The 16,391-nt window shown below is 56.0% G+C and carries 14 protein-coding genes and 2 pseudogenes; 5 read left to right on the forward strand and 11 right to left on the reverse strand.

Going from position 1 to position 16,391, the window contains the following annotated elements:
* Positions 1-19: 19 nt before the first annotated feature.
* Complete coding sequence (locus N2601_RS31665; protein WP_260305453.1) at positions 20-796, reverse strand: transporter substrate-binding domain-containing protein; 777 nt, start codon at positions 794-796, stop codon at positions 20-22.
* A gap of 278 nt (positions 797-1,074) precedes the next feature.
* Between N2601_RS31665 and N2601_RS31670 the strand changes: the two genes are divergently transcribed.
* Positions 1,075-1,470, forward strand: coding sequence for an Lrp/AsnC family transcriptional regulator (locus N2601_RS31670; protein ID WP_445945061.1), 396 nt, complete (start codon positions 1,075-1,077; stop codon positions 1,468-1,470).
* A gap of 376 nt (positions 1,471-1,846) precedes the next feature.
* Here N2601_RS31670 and N2601_RS31675 read toward each other — a convergent pair whose 3' ends face one another.
* On the reverse strand, positions 1,847-2,953 hold the full coding sequence (locus tag N2601_RS31675; RefSeq protein WP_260305454.1) for an aminotransferase class I/II-fold pyridoxal phosphate-dependent enzyme: 1,107 nt from the start codon (positions 2,951-2,953) through the stop codon (positions 1,847-1,849).
* 297 nt (positions 2,954-3,250) lie between these two features.
* Here N2601_RS31675 and N2601_RS31680 point away from each other — a divergent pair, with 297 nt between their 5' ends.
* A complete protein-coding gene (locus N2601_RS31680; RefSeq protein WP_260305455.1) occupies positions 3,251-4,084 on the forward strand; it encodes a helix-turn-helix transcriptional regulator in 834 nt (277 codons plus the stop codon).
* A 128-nt stretch (positions 4,085-4,212) separates the two neighbouring features.
* Here the strand turns inward: N2601_RS31680 and N2601_RS31685 are convergent, their stop codons facing one another.
* The 9 genes and pseudogenes from N2601_RS31685 to N2601_RS31730 all read right to left on the reverse strand — a co-directional run bounded on the left by N2601_RS31685 (position 4,213) and on the right by N2601_RS31730 (position 13,093).
* Entirely contained in the window at positions 4,213-4,920 is a 708-nt protein-coding gene (locus N2601_RS31685; RefSeq protein WP_260305456.1) for a type 1 glutamine amidotransferase, read from the reverse strand.
* A 50-nt stretch (positions 4,921-4,970) separates the two neighbouring features.
* Positions 4,971-5,285: a M24 family metallopeptidase gene (locus tag N2601_RS31690; protein ID WP_260305458.1), complete on the reverse strand. Its 315-nt coding sequence runs from the start codon at positions 5,283-5,285 to the stop codon at positions 4,971-4,973.
* 115 nt (positions 5,286-5,400) lie between these two features.
* Complete coding sequence (locus N2601_RS31700) at positions 5,401-7,437, reverse strand: methyl-accepting chemotaxis protein (protein ID WP_260305459.1); 2,037 nt, start codon at positions 7,435-7,437, stop codon at positions 5,401-5,403.
* 1,434 nt (positions 7,438-8,871) lie between these two features.
* A complete protein-coding gene (locus N2601_RS31705; protein ID WP_260305837.1) occupies positions 8,872-10,329 on the reverse strand; it encodes an FAD/NAD(P)-binding protein in 1,458 nt (485 codons plus the stop codon).
* A 237-nt stretch (positions 10,330-10,566) separates the two neighbouring features.
* A pseudogene (locus tag N2601_RS31710) lies at positions 10,567-10,671 on the reverse strand (transposase); the annotation flags it as partial.
* A gap of 251 nt (positions 10,672-10,922) precedes the next feature.
* Complete coding sequence (locus N2601_RS31715; RefSeq protein ID WP_260305460.1) at positions 10,923-11,288, reverse strand: hypothetical protein; 366 nt, start codon at positions 11,286-11,288, stop codon at positions 10,923-10,925.
* Positions 11,289-11,742: 454 nt separating this feature from the next.
* Entirely contained in the window at positions 11,743-12,198 is a 456-nt protein-coding gene (locus N2601_RS31720) for a phasin (RefSeq protein ID WP_260305461.1), read from the reverse strand.
* Entirely contained in the window at positions 12,195-12,341 is a 147-nt protein-coding gene (locus tag N2601_RS31725) for a hypothetical protein (RefSeq protein WP_260305463.1), read from the reverse strand. The genes N2601_RS31720 and N2601_RS31725 overlap by 4 nt, the downstream gene beginning before the upstream one ends.
* Before the next feature lie 347 nt (positions 12,342-12,688).
* Positions 12,689-13,093, reverse strand: a complete 405-nt coding sequence (locus N2601_RS31730) for a DoxX family protein (RefSeq protein WP_260305464.1) — start codon at positions 13,091-13,093, stop codon at positions 12,689-12,691.
* Positions 13,094-13,629: 536 nt separating this feature from the next.
* Between N2601_RS31730 and N2601_RS31735 the strand changes: the two are divergent.
* The 3 genes and pseudogenes from N2601_RS31735 to N2601_RS31745 all read left to right on the forward strand — a co-directional run.
* Positions 13,630-14,687: pseudogene (locus N2601_RS31735) on the forward strand (extracellular catalytic domain type 1 short-chain-length polyhydroxyalkanoate depolymerase); the annotation flags it as partial.
* Positions 14,673-14,900, forward strand: coding sequence for a hypothetical protein (locus N2601_RS31740; protein WP_260305841.1), 228 nt, complete (start codon positions 14,673-14,675; stop codon positions 14,898-14,900). The pseudogene N2601_RS31735 and the gene N2601_RS31740, both read left to right, overlap by 15 nt.
* A gap of 608 nt (positions 14,901-15,508) precedes the next feature.
* Positions 15,509-16,387, forward strand: a complete 879-nt coding sequence (locus N2601_RS31745) for an aldose epimerase family protein (protein WP_260305465.1) — start codon at positions 15,509-15,511, stop codon at positions 16,385-16,387.
* Positions 16,388-16,391: the final 4 nt, after the last annotated feature.

Genomic DNA, 16,391 nt, shown 5'->3' on the forward strand with positions numbered 1-16,391 from the left:
CTTTCGTCCGGGAGGACAATTAGTTTCGAATGTCCATTCCAATCCACTTCTTCGCGATGGCTTCGTACGTGCCATCTGCCATCATGTCGTCGAGCGCCTTCTGCATCGCCGCCGCGAGTTCAGGGTTTTCCTTGCGGATAGCAATGCCGATATCGTACTTTGGCAAACTGCTGTCCTTGATCTGCTCGATGGCGGCCCCGCTTTTGTGGATCGCCACGATGACAGGCACGTCGTCGGACACGATGGCATCGACGCGACCAGAATTGAGCTCAAGCATCAGCTCCGGCAGTCCCTTATAGGTTCGTACATCGAACTTGTTTTGGTCACGCGCCCATTTCTCGGACACTTCGCCGAGCGTCGCGCCGACGGTCTTGCCGTCGAGGTCGCTCAACTTGGTCGAGGACGAACCCTTCTTTACGAACACTCCAATGCCGGATCGGTAATAGGGGCCGACGAAGTCGACTGCCTTCTTGCGCTCCTCATTGATCGTCATCGAGCCGATGATCGTGTCATAACGCTTGGTCAGGAGACCGGCGATGATGCCGTCCCATTGCGTTGTGATGATTTCGGGCTCGACCTTAAGCCGCCGGGCGATCTCGGATGCGATGTCGACATCGAAGCCAACGACCTTGTTGTTGTCGTCGACGAAGCTGAACGGCGGAAAGACGCCAGACATGGCAACCGACAATTTGCCCGCGGACTGGATTTTTTCCAGATCGTCCGCACGAGCGATATTCGCAAGACACATGCTGGCGGCCACGGCAACTGCAGCCGCAATAAGCTTGAAAGATCCCATTTTTCTTCTCCTCCTGTAGGGTTTTGCAATGTCTTCGATGAACGCAAAGAGTCGCAGCCCAACAGGGCTGAAGAGGAAGGTGCCACTGGATTGTCGCGATTGACGCTGCGTCGCGAGGCTGGACGTCAGCGTGATCCCCGTTTTTTGTTGTTCTCCAAACTATGCTGAAGGCGATGCACGAAAAAGAACGCAAAGTGATTATTTTTAAGCTAAACTCACGATTCCGATACCTCAGCTAATGAAAGTGTACACGTCGGATGGACAGCCTAGATCACCGCATGATCGCCGAGCTCCGTATCAACGGCCGCGCCTCTGTTCCTCAGCTGGCGCAGATCTTAGGGGTCTCAAGGGTAACGGCGCAGAGGCGTCTCGATCGCTTGATCGAAAACGGAGACATTAGGGGGTTTACAGTCCGTCTGAGGGACGAAGTTCGCGATGATCAGCTTCGAGCTGTCATGCTCATTGAATTTGCCGACTCCCCGGTCAAAGGGGTCATAGCGGCGATCAAGCGCATTCCAGGAATTGCTGCTGCCTATAATACGAACGGGACCTGGGATGTGATCGCGGAAGTCGAGGTCTCGACCATGAGCGAACTCAACGCGCTTGTGACAGCGGTGCGTTCGCGCGAGGGGGTCGCGAAAAGCGAGACCTTCATCATACTTGGCCCCGCATAGGTCGGCGCGGTCTTGAGCAGAGACAACGGGTCGACCACGCCCGGTCGTCGATCCCTACGCTGGAATGGTTCGTGGGGTGCAACCCGCGACGACTGCTGCGAGGACTGCGAGAATAATGGCGACGCGCGGGCACGCGACAATGTGTAGTCGGATCTCTTCTACGATGGGAAGCGACGGACTGTTTATCGGAGTTGGCAGCTGCCAGCCTCGCAAACTGGCGGGACACTTGCACCGGCAGGCACACGCCGATGGCAATCGATCGTGTTCATGCACGTTCCCTAGCCTCCTGCCCTTCCGTAACGATCTCGCTCAATCATGGCGACGCGAGGGAAGAATGCGACCGGGCCGACATGCTGGGGTCGACCCGGACTTCGCCTTATCTGTAAGCGTCAAGCGCGGCGGAGATCGCCTTCAGACCGCCACGGAGTTCTTCTTCCGTCGGCCACCCGAAACCAACGCGGAAATAGTTGCCTGGCATTTCAAACCAGTGGCCAGGCCCCACATAGGTGCCGTGCTCGTCGAGGAGCGTCTTGTAGAAGGCGCCGGCGTCGAAGTCCGCGGATACCTTCAGGCGCGGGAAGCCCACGACACCGCCTGACGGCCTGACCCATTCGACGAGAGGCTCGCCATCAATCCATTCCTGAACGATGTCGCGGCGCCTGCGCATTTCCGGCAGCACTTTGGCGAGGAACTGCTCGCGTTTCTTGAGGAGCTCGAGAGCGACAGTTTCGTCCAGGATCGAACCACAAATCGCAATCTGCTCCTTCGCAGATAGGAAGCGTTCGTAGAGCACCTGGTCCTGCGTGATCAGCCAGCCAACGCGAATACCCGGGATGCCGTATGCCTTCGAAAGCGAGGCGACGCTGATTACCTTTTTGCTCAGTGAGGCGGCTGTCGGAAGCTTCGCCTCATAGCTGAGATCTCGGTAGGTCTCATCAACGAGCAGATAGCAGCCGTGATCCTCCGCGATCTGAATCAAACGCTCGAGCTCGGCGCGCGACATCGTGGTGCCACTTGGATTATGAGGGCAAGTGACGCTGATGAACCGCGTGTTGGGCTTTAGCGAGCTTGCGACCCTGTCGATGTCGACGGAAAAGCCCCTGTCGAAATCGAGGTCGATATATGTGATTTCGCAACCGATCGCTTTTGGCGTTTCGATGTTCGTAGCATAGTTCGGCCGCACGACGACGAGATGATCGTTCTGCGACAGGAGCGTGGTGGAGATAATGAACAGGGCCCCCGCGGCGCCAGGAGCCATGAGAACGTGCTCCGCGGACAGGCCGTCGTCCTTCTCGACAACCAGCTCACGCAGCTTCGGATCGCCACGATGCTCGCCATAGAGAAGCTTGACGTCCGGAATAACGACGCCGATGTCAGACAGTCTCTGATCCGTAATAGAGCTTTCAGAAAGATTATACTTGATCAGGTCGTAGCCGTATTCTTCCGGCGACTCCTTTTCAATGACCATACGGGCGTATTTCATGAGGCTACCTCCTGTTCGAACACATCTGCTGATGCAGAAGCCTGAGGTCAGCTACTGTAAATGTGCCTTTTTCCGCTATCCTCCCAGAGGACTACAGCGTGTCGGTCACTTGCGAGCGTTCCCAAGCGCGGCCGCTCTGAAACGGCCCGCGTCACCCTTGCTGCCCGCGATTCTTCGATAGAAAAAAGCGAACCGCTGCGCTAAAACACACCAACCGCGCCGCGCTCGGCGCGCATACCGAAAAAACCAGCAGTTGACCGGGTCCTGGTCGGGCTGGCTGGCTTCTTGGGCGGGCGAATGCTGCATACAGCTGAGTACAAGCAAATCGGCGAACTGATTGCCTCATCTCGGGAAACTGATTTTTGTGCGCGTCTTGCCGACTGGATCCGAACGGATGCGGCTGTCGACACGCTTACGATGGTCGTGTACCGCGGCTCTGAACCGCCAATACATCTTTACGATGATTTCAGAAATGAGACGGCTCGCGCGGGGATGATGACATATCTGACCAGCACCTACGTCCTGAACGCCTTCTTCCAACGGCACCGGACGGGGCTACCCTCTGGCGTTTACCGCATTCGCGACCTCGCCCCCGATGCATATCTCCAGAGCGAGCTTTACAAGGGGTATGAAGTGGTTCTGTCCGAGCGTGAAGAAATCGGCTATGTCACGGAAGGCTGGCCACAGGGTCTCGAAGAAATCGATATCGCAGTCTCTTTAGGAAACTTGGTTACAGCTGAAATCGGGCTCTATCGCGCTACGGACCGAGGCGGCTTTGCCGATGAAGCAATCCGGCTTTTCGAAGCAAAAATGCCTGTGATCGAGGCTGCATTCCATGCCTATTGGAGCTATTCGGGATCCCGACCTGCATCTGAAGAAGAAGTGCGTAGACCGAACGCAAGAATGGGGTTCGAGACCTTTGGAACCTGTCTAACGTCTCGGGAACGGGAGGTCGTGACAATGATTCTGCGCGGTCACTCTTCGGAATCGATTTCTTACAATCTCGGAATTTCGATCACCACCGTGAAGACCCATCGCAAACGCGCATACGAAAAACTGAATATTTCGACCCAAGCCGAGTTGCTTTCCCTCTTCCTGGACCATGTCCAGACCGAGGCCGCTCAGCAATGAGCTTTTCAACCCTATCCTTGCAATCAGGACACGCCCATGGTCTAGCGGTTCCACCCCTGCTGTCAGGGCCTCGGATGCAATCAGCCCTATGGTAAGGGCGTTTGATCAAAAATGGGCACCAAACCGGTTCAACCTGCCGGTGCACCTTCTGACCAATATTTCAATATTCTTTTCAAACCGGCAACAACATGAGCTTGATCCAGTATTGAACGGGAAGCCCTTTCCATCACTTCGTCACGCATGTCTGGTTCGAGCACGCCACCCCTTTCCCGCACTAGGCCTTGGAAATAGTCGCGATCGAACTCTGGATGTCCCTGATATGTAAGAATCCCCCCGCCATAGCGTAGCGCGGCAAGGGGACAATTCTCTCCGGTGGCGAAGACCTCGGCGTCCGGAGGAGTTTGCACCACTTGATCCCGATGCCACGCATTCATCACGAATTCGGTCCCGCCGGCGTCGCGATAGCGCTGGGGGCCGGCGATCCAACCTGCTGTAGCTCGTTCGACCTTTCCGCCCAGTGCCTGAGCTATGATCTGATGCCCGAAATATATTCCAACCAATGGTATACGCGAGTCGCGGATATCGCGGATCAAAGCCTCAAGCGGCGCAATCCAACTATGGTCTTCATAGACGCCGTGACGAGACCCCGTAATCAGCCATGCGTCCGCAGACGCTGGTGATCCGGGAAACACGTTGTTCTCTATGTCATAGGTTTCGAATTCGAAGTCATCGTCCCCTAGAAGCTGGCGAAACGCCGCGTCGTAATCACCTTGCGCAGCCGCCAGTTCGGCTGGTGCGCTGCCCGTTTTCAGGATCCCTACGAGTATTTTCGGCATGGCGTCTACGCCTTTCACGATCAAATAAGCGCTAAACGATAAGCGGCTTCTCAGAGCGCCTCGAACAATGTCCTGGGAGCTTTCGTAAGTCTCTCGGCGCCGTTGGCTGTAATGACGACTGTCTCACTGAAGGCAACACCAGCATCCGAGACATACATGTGAAAAACCATACCTTCTTTCAGCGTCCAGTCGGAGGTCGGAAGAAAGATTCGGCTGAAGTCACTCGTGCGCGGTGTATGGATCGGATACAGGCCAAGATTATAGCCGGTGATATTGAGATAGCACTTGCGCAGGCCTGCCGCCAATATCTGTTCGCGAGCAATCGCATCGACATGGCTTGCGATCGCTCGCGGGATCGAATCCATTGGGTTAGATCGCGCTGCTGCGCTTTTGAAGGATGAGATCATGCACCGCTGCACGCTGCACTGCTCTATAACGGCGTCTGGTACACGCCCGACCGGGGGGTGCTGCAGGCGCTGATCAGAATTCCTCCCAGGTATCCATGGCAACTGCGGTCGCTCCCTTGCTACCCAACGCACCGGCAAGTTTGCGGCCGAGAGCTCGGGCCGGAGAGACGACCGGTTTGTTTTCGGCGTTGACAGCGCGCGGGGCGGATACTGACACGTTGAGCCGGAAGCGAGCGATCAGTCCAGCGAGGTTCACCGCCTCGTCCGCCAGCCGGCTGGACGACGCTGTCGATTCCTCCACCATCGCGGCATTCTGCTGCGTCACTTGGTCCATCTGGTTGACCGCGGACGAAACCTCGGAAAGCCCGGTCGACTGCTCCTTCGCTGCAGTGGCGATCGAATGCACGTGCTCGTTGATCTTGAGCACGTGGCCCTGAATAAGCGACAGCGCTTCTCCGGTTGCTGTCACTAGCTTCACGCCGGAGTTCACCTCTTCGTTCGAGCGCGAGATCAGAGCCTTGATATCCTTGGCCGCACCGGCCGAACGCTGCGCCAGCTCGCGTACTTCCTGGGCGACGACGGCAAAGCCCTTGCCGGCGTCGCCGGCACGTGCGGCCTCCACCCCGGCGTTGAGCGCCAAGAGGTTCGTCTGGAAAGCGATCTCGTCGATGACGTTGATGATTTGCCCGATCTCGCCCGAGGCTTGCTCGATCTTGCCCATCGCCAGGACGGCATCCTTGACGACGACACTCGACTGCTCAGTGCTTGTCCGCGCCTCGTCGACCATATGGCTAGCTTCGAGCGCTCGTTCGGTCGAGCTTTTCACCGCCGCAGTGATTTCTTCCAAGGCCGCGGAGGTTTCCTCAAGTGAGGCAGCCTGCTGCTCGGTACGCTTCGATAGATCGCTCGAGGACATACGCATTTCACCGGCGCCGCCGTTGATCGTGTCGATCGCAGAACGGACCTCGGTGAGGACGGAGCGGAGGTTCGCCATCGTGGCGTTGACGTTCTGCTGCAACTCGCCGAAAGCGCCCTGGAAGTCGCCACGCATGGTTTCCGTCAGGTCGCCCTCCGCCAAGGCCGAGATCACGCGGCGCGTCTCGGCGACGCCACGGTCGACCGAGGTCACCAACTCGTTGACCTGGGCGGCGAAGTGGTTGAGTTCGGCATTGCCATAGTCCTTGCTGATGCGCTTCGTGAAGTCGCCGGCAACCGCTGCGCTGACGACCTCGCCGATGCTCGATTGGAGATCGGCGCTTTTCGCCTGTAAGGCGGCCTCCTGCGCATTCATATCCCGCACCTTGATGCCGTTCTGTTTGAATACTTCAACCGCGCGCGCCATTGCGCCAATCTCGTCCTGGCGGGTGGCGAAGGGGACCTCCGTCTTGAGATTGCCGTCGGCAAGAGCGCTCATGCTGCCCGTCAGCCGGCCGATCGGACGGGCGACCGAGCGAGTGCCGAACAGGGCGGATCCGATCAGCAGCAGCACCATGGTGAATGCCATGCCGATGTTGACGGTGCTGGTAAACGCCTGCACTCGGTAGCTCTCATTCACGGCCTCGGTCGCAAGGTCCTTCGCGGCCTGGACGCCTTCGTCCAGCGTCTTGGTCATCGCTTCCGCAGTGGCAAGCAGGGACGTGCGAAGTTCCTCCTCCTTGGCATCGATCGCATTGGTCGATGCGCCGCCCTTCGATCTGGCGTCGATGACCGTCGCTAAATCGCCGGCCATACCCGAATAGGTCTGGGCGAGATGCTTAACCGCCTGCACGCGATCCCTGTTTGCCGGGATCCACATCTGCGCCATCGCTTCGTCTAGATATTTTTGCACGGAGCGGTAGCGCTCCTCCACGTAGGCCTTTGCCTTGGTCGCCTCATCGACTTTTCTGGCCAGGCGCAGGTCGCGCACGCCGATCTGCATGCCTCGCACGGACGCCTTCGCATCGACAAGATCGCGGGAAACGGTCATTTGAGCGAATGCGCGTGAGTTCACCTCGTTGGCATCCTGAGCGAAGATCCAGCTAACCAAGCTCGTGAGGACCATAAGAAGGATGCCTGCCCCGGATATGAGCGCGAGCTTGGTACTGATGCGTGAGAAAATGCTTGCAGACATTGGTTCAAATTCCTCCTTAGTGAAAATGTCCTGCTTTTCAGGCCGAGCTTTAAGGCAAATGCCGCTCGAATCATTCGCCGGCGATGGACGGAGGACCTCAACGGCGCAGACGCCAGATGTTTGTGTAGGCGTATCGTTGGCGGACACTCGGGTCACTACTGTCTTCCAATGGTTAAACTTAACAACGTCTAACCTGCGCGCGCTCAGGATACCTAAAGATGCGCAATACGGACAATTTTCGGAGAGTGGATATTTGGTGGACTTTATTGGGCTAAATCATCGTTTGTCTTTTTGTGTCCGGTGGTCTTTCGCTGTTGGCCAATAGTCCGGAGCAAGCCCATGGCGCATGAAGGGCGCATGGCACACAAAGAAAAAGCCGAACGCCCCATTCGCTCGTCCGGCTTCTCCCGCGACTACCTACCACAACCAGGGCAAACGGTCGGGTAGCGGTCGCTAGTCGAGCGCTCCCCCGATTTTGGGATGTATATCAGTCGCACTCCGCACATGCGAACTGCAAGGGCGGGTAGGTTGCCAAGAGCGACTACCTGTCTCGCAGCGGTCGCTATCACTCGTGACCTTTCCGTAGCGCTGCCTCATAGCCCCTGAGCAATGCCGCCGTTATGGCCAGACCGAGCGGCCAATCAGCTCAGCCTGCAAAATCGGTAGAAGCCCACTCCCTTCTGGCCAGGGGCGATAGCGCGTTACTGACCTTCTGCCCTGACCAGCCGCACTAGCAAATCGTCGCGCCAAGCTCTCGCAGCCTGACGGAGGCAAACGACAGGACTTCTTAACTCCGCCGATGGCGGTCGCAATCAAGGAACGGACGACAGTAATCGATCTCGATCGCCGGCAGGCCTGCTGCAGACCGCCTTGCTGTAAGCGGCAGCAACTAGCGTTTGGGCGGCCCCCATGGTGCCTTCCATCCATAACGGGTAACGCTGGTGCCTTCCCTCTGCAGCACTTTGTCATTCACGAGCCTCTCTAGGGCATGAGCAAAATCAGCCTTTGATAAATCAGTGTTTGCAGCCAGAAATTCCGGTAGTATGTCCCAACTGTTCACATGACCGTTGCTGTCCTTTAGCTTGTGGTAAGCGGCCATAACTGCTTGGGCTGATTTAATCTTTCGGTATGGCATCCCTTTCCTTCCGTCATCTTGGAAAAAATGATGCGCGGTGCATTTAGCGTGCCATGGAGGTTGGACATCTCATTGGTGAGGAGGTTTGAGCTAAGTCTGCAAGCAGGTACTTTTCATATTCTTGCTTTATGACTTTGCCACTCGCCACCTTGCGATCAAGCGCGCCATTTATCATCGCGCCGCATGGGGATCACGGTGGACGGTCCAGCCGTCCCGCCACAAATGTGAGCAGGTGTTGAGGCGCGTTCCGGCGGCACGGCGCCGTGAAATGGTTTGGTGCGGTGAGAAAGGTCAAGACTTCAATTGCTTGGCGTCAATCGGATTGGCGTCCTTCGCGTCCCTGTGAAGTGAACCTGTCTTATTCGCTCGACAATCATTTCCGCCTGATCAACAATTTCAGGCACCGAGGTAAGTTCACCGAACGTCCCCCGGGCCAGCGGGCCGGCAATGAACAGGTCCTCGACGGGTGTCCCGTCCCATGCCACGGCGCGATTCTCGCGATCGCATTTGATTCCGAGACCATGAGGATCCTTTGTAATCAAAGCGACACGCTCGAGGTCCAACAAACAGGCCTGGCTGCCGATTACATTCTCATGATCGGGGCCGGTTGCGAGGATCAGCCATTGCACGCGATCCTTCTTTATATTGCCATGCGGCGCGGTTGCGACGTCGACTAAAATGTCCTGGGTGTCGCATGCGGCGGAAACAATTCTTCCCGCACGAACGTGGAGGCGACCAGCTGCTGTCTCCCGGGCGACGAGTTCTTGGATTTGAGGGGGCATCCGGAAGCGGTGGATTTCGAACCATCTGCGAAGATGCCGCAAAAAACACCGTTGCTCCTCGGGTGGCAGCGCTTGCCATATAGCCTGTCCCTGATGCCGCAGAGCATCGAAGACGATCTGCCAGGGCAATCTTTTTTCCGTTACGTCAGTGATAGCCGATCGCACCTGTTGCAGAAGGCAAAGCGCCGTCTTAGGAAAGCGTTTTAGCAGGTCACCGTCCAGCGTGAGGCTTCCGGTTGTCTGGGGCCGCGGCAGAAGCCCTGAACGCGACAACAAAGTGATCTCTCCGCTATGACCGCGAGCGCGCAAGGTTGCCAGCACGTCAAGCGCGGTCAATCCGGCACCGATGATCCATATATTGTCCATTTGCTGGATCTTTTGAAAAGCGCCAGGGGTAGAAGGATTCGAGACAAAACGTGGATGAAATTGCAGCGCAGAAGTAAATTGTGCTGGTGTCCTTGGTGGCGGATGACCGGTAGCAACAACGACGATGTCGGTGTGAAGGATCGTCCCGGCATTGCCTTCGATTCGCCAGCGGCCATTTTGTCGACGAATGCGCTCGACCCGCTCGCACACATGCAAGATGCTGCCATTTTCGAGAAGCGGTCTCGTCTCATTGTCCATGAAGTCCGCAAAATCACCTCTCCGCGCAAAGATTGCTCCCTCCGTTCCAGCCTCCGGATCTCGCCCAGACCGACCGGTTTCACAAAACCAGCGGGCGAACCTGTGCGGATCTCCCGGTATTGCCCGCATCCGGTGGGCGGCAACGTTTAAGCGAAGTGATAGATCATTCGTGTCGTAAGCAACGCCGGCACCAAGGCGCGACCTTGGCTCGAAGACGACAATCTCCTCAGGCTCGAATAGGCCCGAGAGTGCGAGTAAGCGACTTATCGTCGCCCCAGTAAACCCGCCCCCGACGATGGCGACCCGGCTCACGGTATTCAACGAAGGCAGCGGTTCTTGCGAGGGCTCCATCGGTTTCAATAAACTCAACTCCCTTCGGAAAAAGTGACTAAAACGTTGCTTGAAACTCTTATATACTTAATTTATAGATTCAATCTACAAATATGCTATGTGTTTGCCATGGTCTGGCATTTACCTCGATTGTCTGTGGCTGATTTCCATTTGGAGTCGACAATGATTTCGAGGCCGACGGCCGACAGGAAGATATCGGCTATCCTAGCGCGTGGCGATGCGTTGGAAATCCTTGGGGCGCGCCCTAGCGCCGGACGAGAACTGACGCGGCACGGAACCGAGCCAGGCGGCAAAGTTGCGGCCGTATCGAAAGCTCTCCATCGGCGGGACAAAGGCTTCGAGGCGAGAGCGATCAAAGCAAGGCCAATCCCTGGATGGTCCGCAAGCGTCGCGCCGTATCCGCTTCAACTGCCAGCGCCCTTGATCTTCCCGGTCTAGAATTGATGCGGATCGCCTTCTCGGTAATCTGTTCCAGCAAATCACGGCCCTCCTCGCGCATCAAATCGGGCAACTCAGCTCAGGGCATTCAGGATATCTTTAATCCCGTCGAGCTGACGATTTCCTTGTGGAGCAATATGGCCATATTCTGCACATTAGATACAGGCGACGACATCGCGCGCCAACATTTCCTCATAGGCAGGAAGCAGGGCGGCAAGCGCAGCCCTCTCAATCGCCGAGTTCGCCGGCCACCAAACGGTATAGCGACTTTCGACCTTGGCACTCGGCGCGTAGACCCCTAGAATCCCTTCTGCGTGCTTAACCAAATGGACACCGCTCACCCTCAATCCAATGTCGGGCAACCATATGTCACCCACGGCCAGGATTTCATAGCTGTGGCTACCATTGTCTCTCCATTTTCGAATGTACAAAACTTCAGCCTTCATACGGGCGATCCCATCTGCGATAATGCAAGGATCGCTGCGGGCAATGTGCGTGCTTGTTTTTTGAAACTCCCACATGGACGCCTCCACCTCGCGGATCTGACATGCTGCTCACCATCCGCCGTCGGCTTTCACAGCAACTCGCGCTCACATTCATATCGCCAGCGCTGAAAACTTTGGACCCTGCTCTGATTTTCGAGAGCGATGTTCCCGGGTCCTTTGTTGCCTTGGTGGCTCGACCAGGCCTCACATTGGCAGGACGGACTCACTCGAAACCACCGCGCCGTTAGCTCACCGTTTCCACCGCCTCATAGCTTCTGAGAAGGCCCATGATATTGAGCGCGATCACCAGACTGGCTTTCGTGTGATCGCCGCCGTAACCGCAGTCCGTCAAGATAATTTGAATGCTTAAACTTCGTCAGAAAAAGCTTGGATCACGATCCGTCGATCGGCGCCGCCGATCTCAATAGACCTGACTGAGCACGGTATATACCAACAGCTCACACCGCCGGTGCCTTAGTACGGCGCCGCTCTACCTCGCCTGGAGGTCCGTCAAAACTTTGTCAGACGCATCCCTTATCGGCTTTGAGATCTCCGCCGCCGCCTTGCTAACCAAAGCCCCGAATTCCTTCGCGTTCTCAATACTTGCATTTACGCGCTTGTGCAGGAAACTCGACTGCAGTTCGAAGAGCTGCGATGGCGAAGTTGCGCTCAGCAATGCTTGTAAATGCGAGAAGCTGGCCTCGGTATTGGCCTGCAGTGCTGCGACCGTCTTTCGTGACAATTCGTACCCGACGTCTTTTGTAGTTTCGAAGATCGGGGTAAGTATTTTCTGGGTCTCTTCAGTGCTCGAGGCAAATTTCAAAAACACCTCTGCCAACTGCTTGTTCCCCTTTTCTACGACGTCGCCGATCTGATCGGCCATCTTGAGAGGCGACGATGCTAAGTCTTCGATAGTTTCAAAGGATCTTTCTGAAACCTTGGTCATTGCGTTTTTTCCTTCTTGACGTTGGTTTGACCGACGATGTCGACAGGAACCGCGACGATCTTGGCGAAGTCGGGGTTTGTACTGCCGCCCGCCGGCCATGCATGGCTATTTCGTAGGATGCGGATTTGAAAAAGATCTGGCATTGCCCGCCCTTCCACTCATTTCATGACCCGACATCACATGGTTTTGTTGCTTCTGATCGCCAACGAGGATACGCAAACTTCATGCCAACTGTGAGTACCGCTCAAAGCGCATTTCTGCTTACGGTCCCGGTGGCTCAGCGGCTGCAGGGGCCGAACCGCTCGTCGCGATCTCGACAAATGCGACAAAGGACGGTGGCTGCCCGACATTTGCGAAAATAGCGGCAAGATCTCCGCGCAGGAGCAACGGATTCACCCATAGTCTCCACGCAATTCGGATCGCTTTGCGCCTAGTCATTCGAGGTTATTGTCGGACCCCTAGAGGTCTCGCCGCAGTCACGAAGCCCCGCTCATATCAGTTTGATCTTGGCATCAAGGCTCCACGCTCCCGGACCGGCCAAAGCCAGGTAGAGGAACACAAAGCAAAATAGGATCGCGGCATCGCCGCCGTTAAGCACGGGAAAGATGCTATTACCCGGCAAATGTATCATCCAATAGGCGACGGCCATTTGACCTGACAAAAGAATGGCGACCGGTCTCGTCAGAACGCCAACCAGAACAGCCAGGCCGCCGATTACCTCGAGAAGACCCGCAGTCAACATGAAGGGTGATAAACCACCTAAACCATCTGTTCCGGCCACGCCGTCTGAAGGGAAGCTAAATAGCTTCATGGTACCATGTTCAATGAATAGGAGCGCGGTAACGATCCTCAGCACGGCAAGCGCCGTCTGCGCGTGTTTCGAAACATCCTTCAAAGCAGTCTCCACTTTTTGTTTGTCTCGTCGTAAATGCCTGGTCGATTGTCATTCGAATAAGATTGCGCCGGGGCCGTTAACACGGACCGCAGCGGATCATTTCTCGCAAAGATCGTGCCAGAGGAACGGCCCGGAAACGTACGATGGTGCAATGCAGGAGGGACAGGGCTTCTGGGTGCGAAATCGTGGCAACGATTTTGAAGTTTTGCAGGGTCAATATTCATAGGGCATCCGCGGCATCGGCAACGTCGCCGTGTCTGTCAATCATCTGCTGACCTTATTCGGACGAACGCCCACCGCTTGATGGGTAAGCATCCTGCGCCGATTTTCGATTAGCCAGCGTGGCGCGCGGCCCCGAGGTTAAGGAAAAAATCTACTCACAAAGCTTTATCGGAGTCGGCGTCCGCTCCTCTGAGTTTAGGCGGATACGCCATATTAGTAGGACAAAGCAGCCGAACTAGCGTATTGTGCAATGCAGCACGAAGAGCATCTTGCTACGTATCCATGATCGCCTCCGGCGACAATAAGGAGGTGATATGCGATTCCTTTTAGACGGATTTAAACGAGTTGCTAGATCTCACAAAAGGAGCGCGGCCCCTCCGCCACCGGCGACGCTGTCGCGGCTGCAAAGCTTCGGTTCAAACCCCGGAGCGTTGCAAGCGTGGTACTATGTTCCCGAAGGCCTGACGAAGGCGCCGGCGTTGGTGGTGGTTCTCCATGGATGTAGGCAGAATGCTGCTGGCTATGATCAAGCCGCGGGGTGGTCGAAAGTCGCAGAGGATTTCGGATTCGCCGTGCTTTACCCGGAACAGACTCACACGAACAATGCCAAGCTGTGTTTTAACTGGTTCAACTTAGGCGATATTCGCCGAGGCCAGGGAGAGGTGCACTCCATATGGCAGATGGTGGAGACCATGACCAGCGAACATGGCATCAACCGTGATCGAATTTATATCACCGGACTGTCGGCGGGCGGGGCAATGGCAAACGCCGCCCTTTGTGCCTATCCCGAGACCTTCGTCGGTGGCGCAATCATCGCTGGCCTTCCTTATGCTGTTGCTACATCAGTACCGGCAGCCTTCGATCGCATGCGAGGGCACGGCATCCCCAATGAGGAATGCCTCCAAGAACGGCTGGCCGAAGCCTCGCCTCATACAGGTCCCTGGCCGACGATTTCGGTGTGGCACGGCACAAGTGACGGGACGGTCGCACAAGCGAACGCCAGTGCGATCATAACTCAGTGGAGCGGCGTCCATGACGTCCCGCTCAATCCCTCGTCGGTGATAACGGTCGACGGGCACAAACGGCTGGCCTGGCGAGATCGATTTGGCAGGGACGCAATCGAGCTTTACCTCATAGAACGCATGGACCATGGGACGCCACTCGACGTCGCATCGGGTTACGGACAAATCGCGCCGTATATGCTGGACGCAGGAATCTCCTCGACCCTCCACACTGCGCGCTCGTGGGGCCTGACGCCCGCATTTCGACGACGGCCGAAAGGGATTGGCTACGTCCGGCCAACAAGGCCAGCTCAGGTGGCCGGCGATCTCAGCCGCACCGGTCGGAAGACATTCAAGTGGTGATCGAAAAGCAGGATTATTTCGCAGACATCGGCAGGTCCCAGACGGAACTCATTGCCCTTTATAAGAGCCTGAAGCACGGACGATCGCTCGAGTTTTTCACCAATATCCACCGCATGGCGATGTCCGGCAGTAGGCGACAGCAGGAAGTGCTGGTTGCCCCAATATTTCCACCCTCCGGCGGACCTCCAGATCGGGTGCGGGCTTGCGCGGCCGCGGAATGACGGACGGCAGGTTATCGGAGATCATGTTCAGTTCCCTGGAGGATACGCGATACGACGGAACCTCGCCGGGCGCGGCGAGTGGAAAGTCAGCGTTGTCGTATTCGTATGGTCCTGAACATGAGGCGGACAATACCGGGCCACGTGAGTCGATCGGATTTTAGTGCTGGCGGCAGATACTACCCAACCAGTCGCGGGTCGGGGTCGCGCCTATGGGGATCGAAACCTTGGCGGGCTTATTTAGCAAAGCGCAGAAACACAAAAGCTCCCATAGGGAGCTAGGGTGCAATCATTTCTTTAGACTCCCCGGCCGCCCGCGCACTTGCGGTAATGAACCTCAGAGGGTTCTCAACAAGAGAGTGACAAGAACATAGGCTTGTGGTCGGGAGTGTCGACAACGTAATTAGGGGATAAATCAACCGCCAGGAAAATCGACATGCATGACTTTTCGGCCATGACTATGACCATTAAGCAACCCCTCCATAGGATCGCGGCGATCCTATGCGCTCAGACGGCTCCGGGTCTGGTGGCAGTTGCTACCTAATTGCGCGATTGTAGAAGGCCAGGATTGCCCGTCCGACGATTCTGAAGGTTTTAAGGTAACAACATTCATGCATGACGCTGTCGCTATTCGTTCCGGTATTGCACAGGCAATTGTCAACCGAAAAGGAGCAGAGCTAATTGGATGGCAGGTCGGTGCAAACGACCTCCTCTGGTCGCGGCGCCCCCCAGGTTGGAACCAAGCTTGCCCTCTGATGTTTCCTTCATGCGGATGGAGTGAGTCTTCGCTTGTCGAAATAAAAGGGCAATTTTATCCGATGCCTGTTCACGGCTTCATCAGCATGCAGGAATTTGACGTGGTTTCCGTCTCAGAAAGCGAGGTGACTTTAGAGACATCTGACGATGAATTCACGAAAACAATGTATCCATTTTGTTTTATTTTGAGAATTACGTATAAAATTGTAGATAGTCGACTGAACATCGATATTTCCGTAAAAAACACCTCCGATAGTTCGTTCTTGCCTTATTCGATCGGAATACATCCGGGATTTAGATGGCCGTTATCGGCTGCGCGCAAAGATACATGGCGGCTGCAATTCGAGAAATTGGAATCCCCTCTCGTCCCATGCATATCTTCCGAGGGTCTCATTCAAAGTAGTCAACGGAAAATTTCACTCCACGGGCGGTACCTTCATCTAAATGAAAGCCTTTTCGAAAATGAAGCCCTTTGTTTTTTGAATGCAAACAGCAAATGGCTGTCGCTTGTTGGGGAAAAGGCCACCATTAGAATTGACGCGCCAGATGCACGTCACTGGGTTGTATGGTCTCTCCCACAGCAAGACTTCCTCGCGTTGGAACCATGTACGGGTCACGGTGACATGGAGGGCAGACGCATCCCGTTTGACGAGCGGGACTATAATGTCGACCTCGCCCCAGGAGAAGAGCAGCTATTCCGAGTACGATTTGAGTTTGCGCAGCATGAAAGTTAGTCTT

Source organism: Rhizobium sp. CB3060 (assembly GCF_025200735.1).
In the GTDB taxonomy this organism is placed as follows: domain Bacteria; phylum Pseudomonadota; class Alphaproteobacteria; order Rhizobiales; family Rhizobiaceae; genus Rhizobium.

Coding starts and splice junctions, on each gene's coding strand:
- N2601_RS31665 (WP_260305453.1), bottom strand. CDS start 796: ATGGGATCTTTCAAGCTTATTGCGGCTGCAGTTGCCGTGGCCGCCAGC.
- N2601_RS31670 (WP_445945061.1), top strand. CDS start 1,075: ATGATCGCCGAGCTCCGTATCAACGGCCGCGCCTCTGTTCCTCAGCTG.
- N2601_RS31675 (WP_260305454.1), bottom strand. CDS start 2,953: ATGAAATACGCCCGTATGGTCATTGAAAAGGAGTCGCCGGAAGAATAC.
- N2601_RS31680 (WP_260305455.1), top strand. CDS start 3,251: ATGCTGCATACAGCTGAGTACAAGCAAATCGGCGAACTGATTGCCTCA.
- N2601_RS31685 (WP_260305456.1), bottom strand. CDS start 4,920: ATGCCGAAAATACTCGTAGGGATCCTGAAAACGGGCAGCGCACCAGCC.
- N2601_RS31690 (WP_260305458.1), bottom strand. CDS start 5,285: ATGGATTCGATCCCGCGAGCGATCGCAAGCCATGTCGATGCGATTGCT.
- N2601_RS31700 (WP_260305459.1), bottom strand. CDS start 7,437: ATGTCTGCAAGCATTTTCTCACGCATCAGTACCAAGCTCGCGCTCATA.
- N2601_RS31705 (WP_260305837.1), bottom strand. CDS start 10,329: ATGGAGCCCTCGCAAGAACCGCTGCCTTCGTTGAATACCGTGAGCCGG.
- N2601_RS31715 (WP_260305460.1), bottom strand. CDS start 11,288: ATGTGGGAGTTTCAAAAAACAAGCACGCACATTGCCCGCAGCGATCCT.
- N2601_RS31720 (WP_260305461.1), bottom strand. CDS start 12,198: ATGACCAAGGTTTCAGAAAGATCCTTTGAAACTATCGAAGACTTAGCA.
- N2601_RS31725 (WP_260305463.1), bottom strand. CDS start 12,341: ATGCCAGATCTTTTTCAAATCCGCATCCTACGAAATAGCCATGCATGG.
- N2601_RS31745 (WP_260305465.1), top strand. CDS start 15,509: ATGCATGACGCTGTCGCTATTCGTTCCGGTATTGCACAGGCAATTGTC.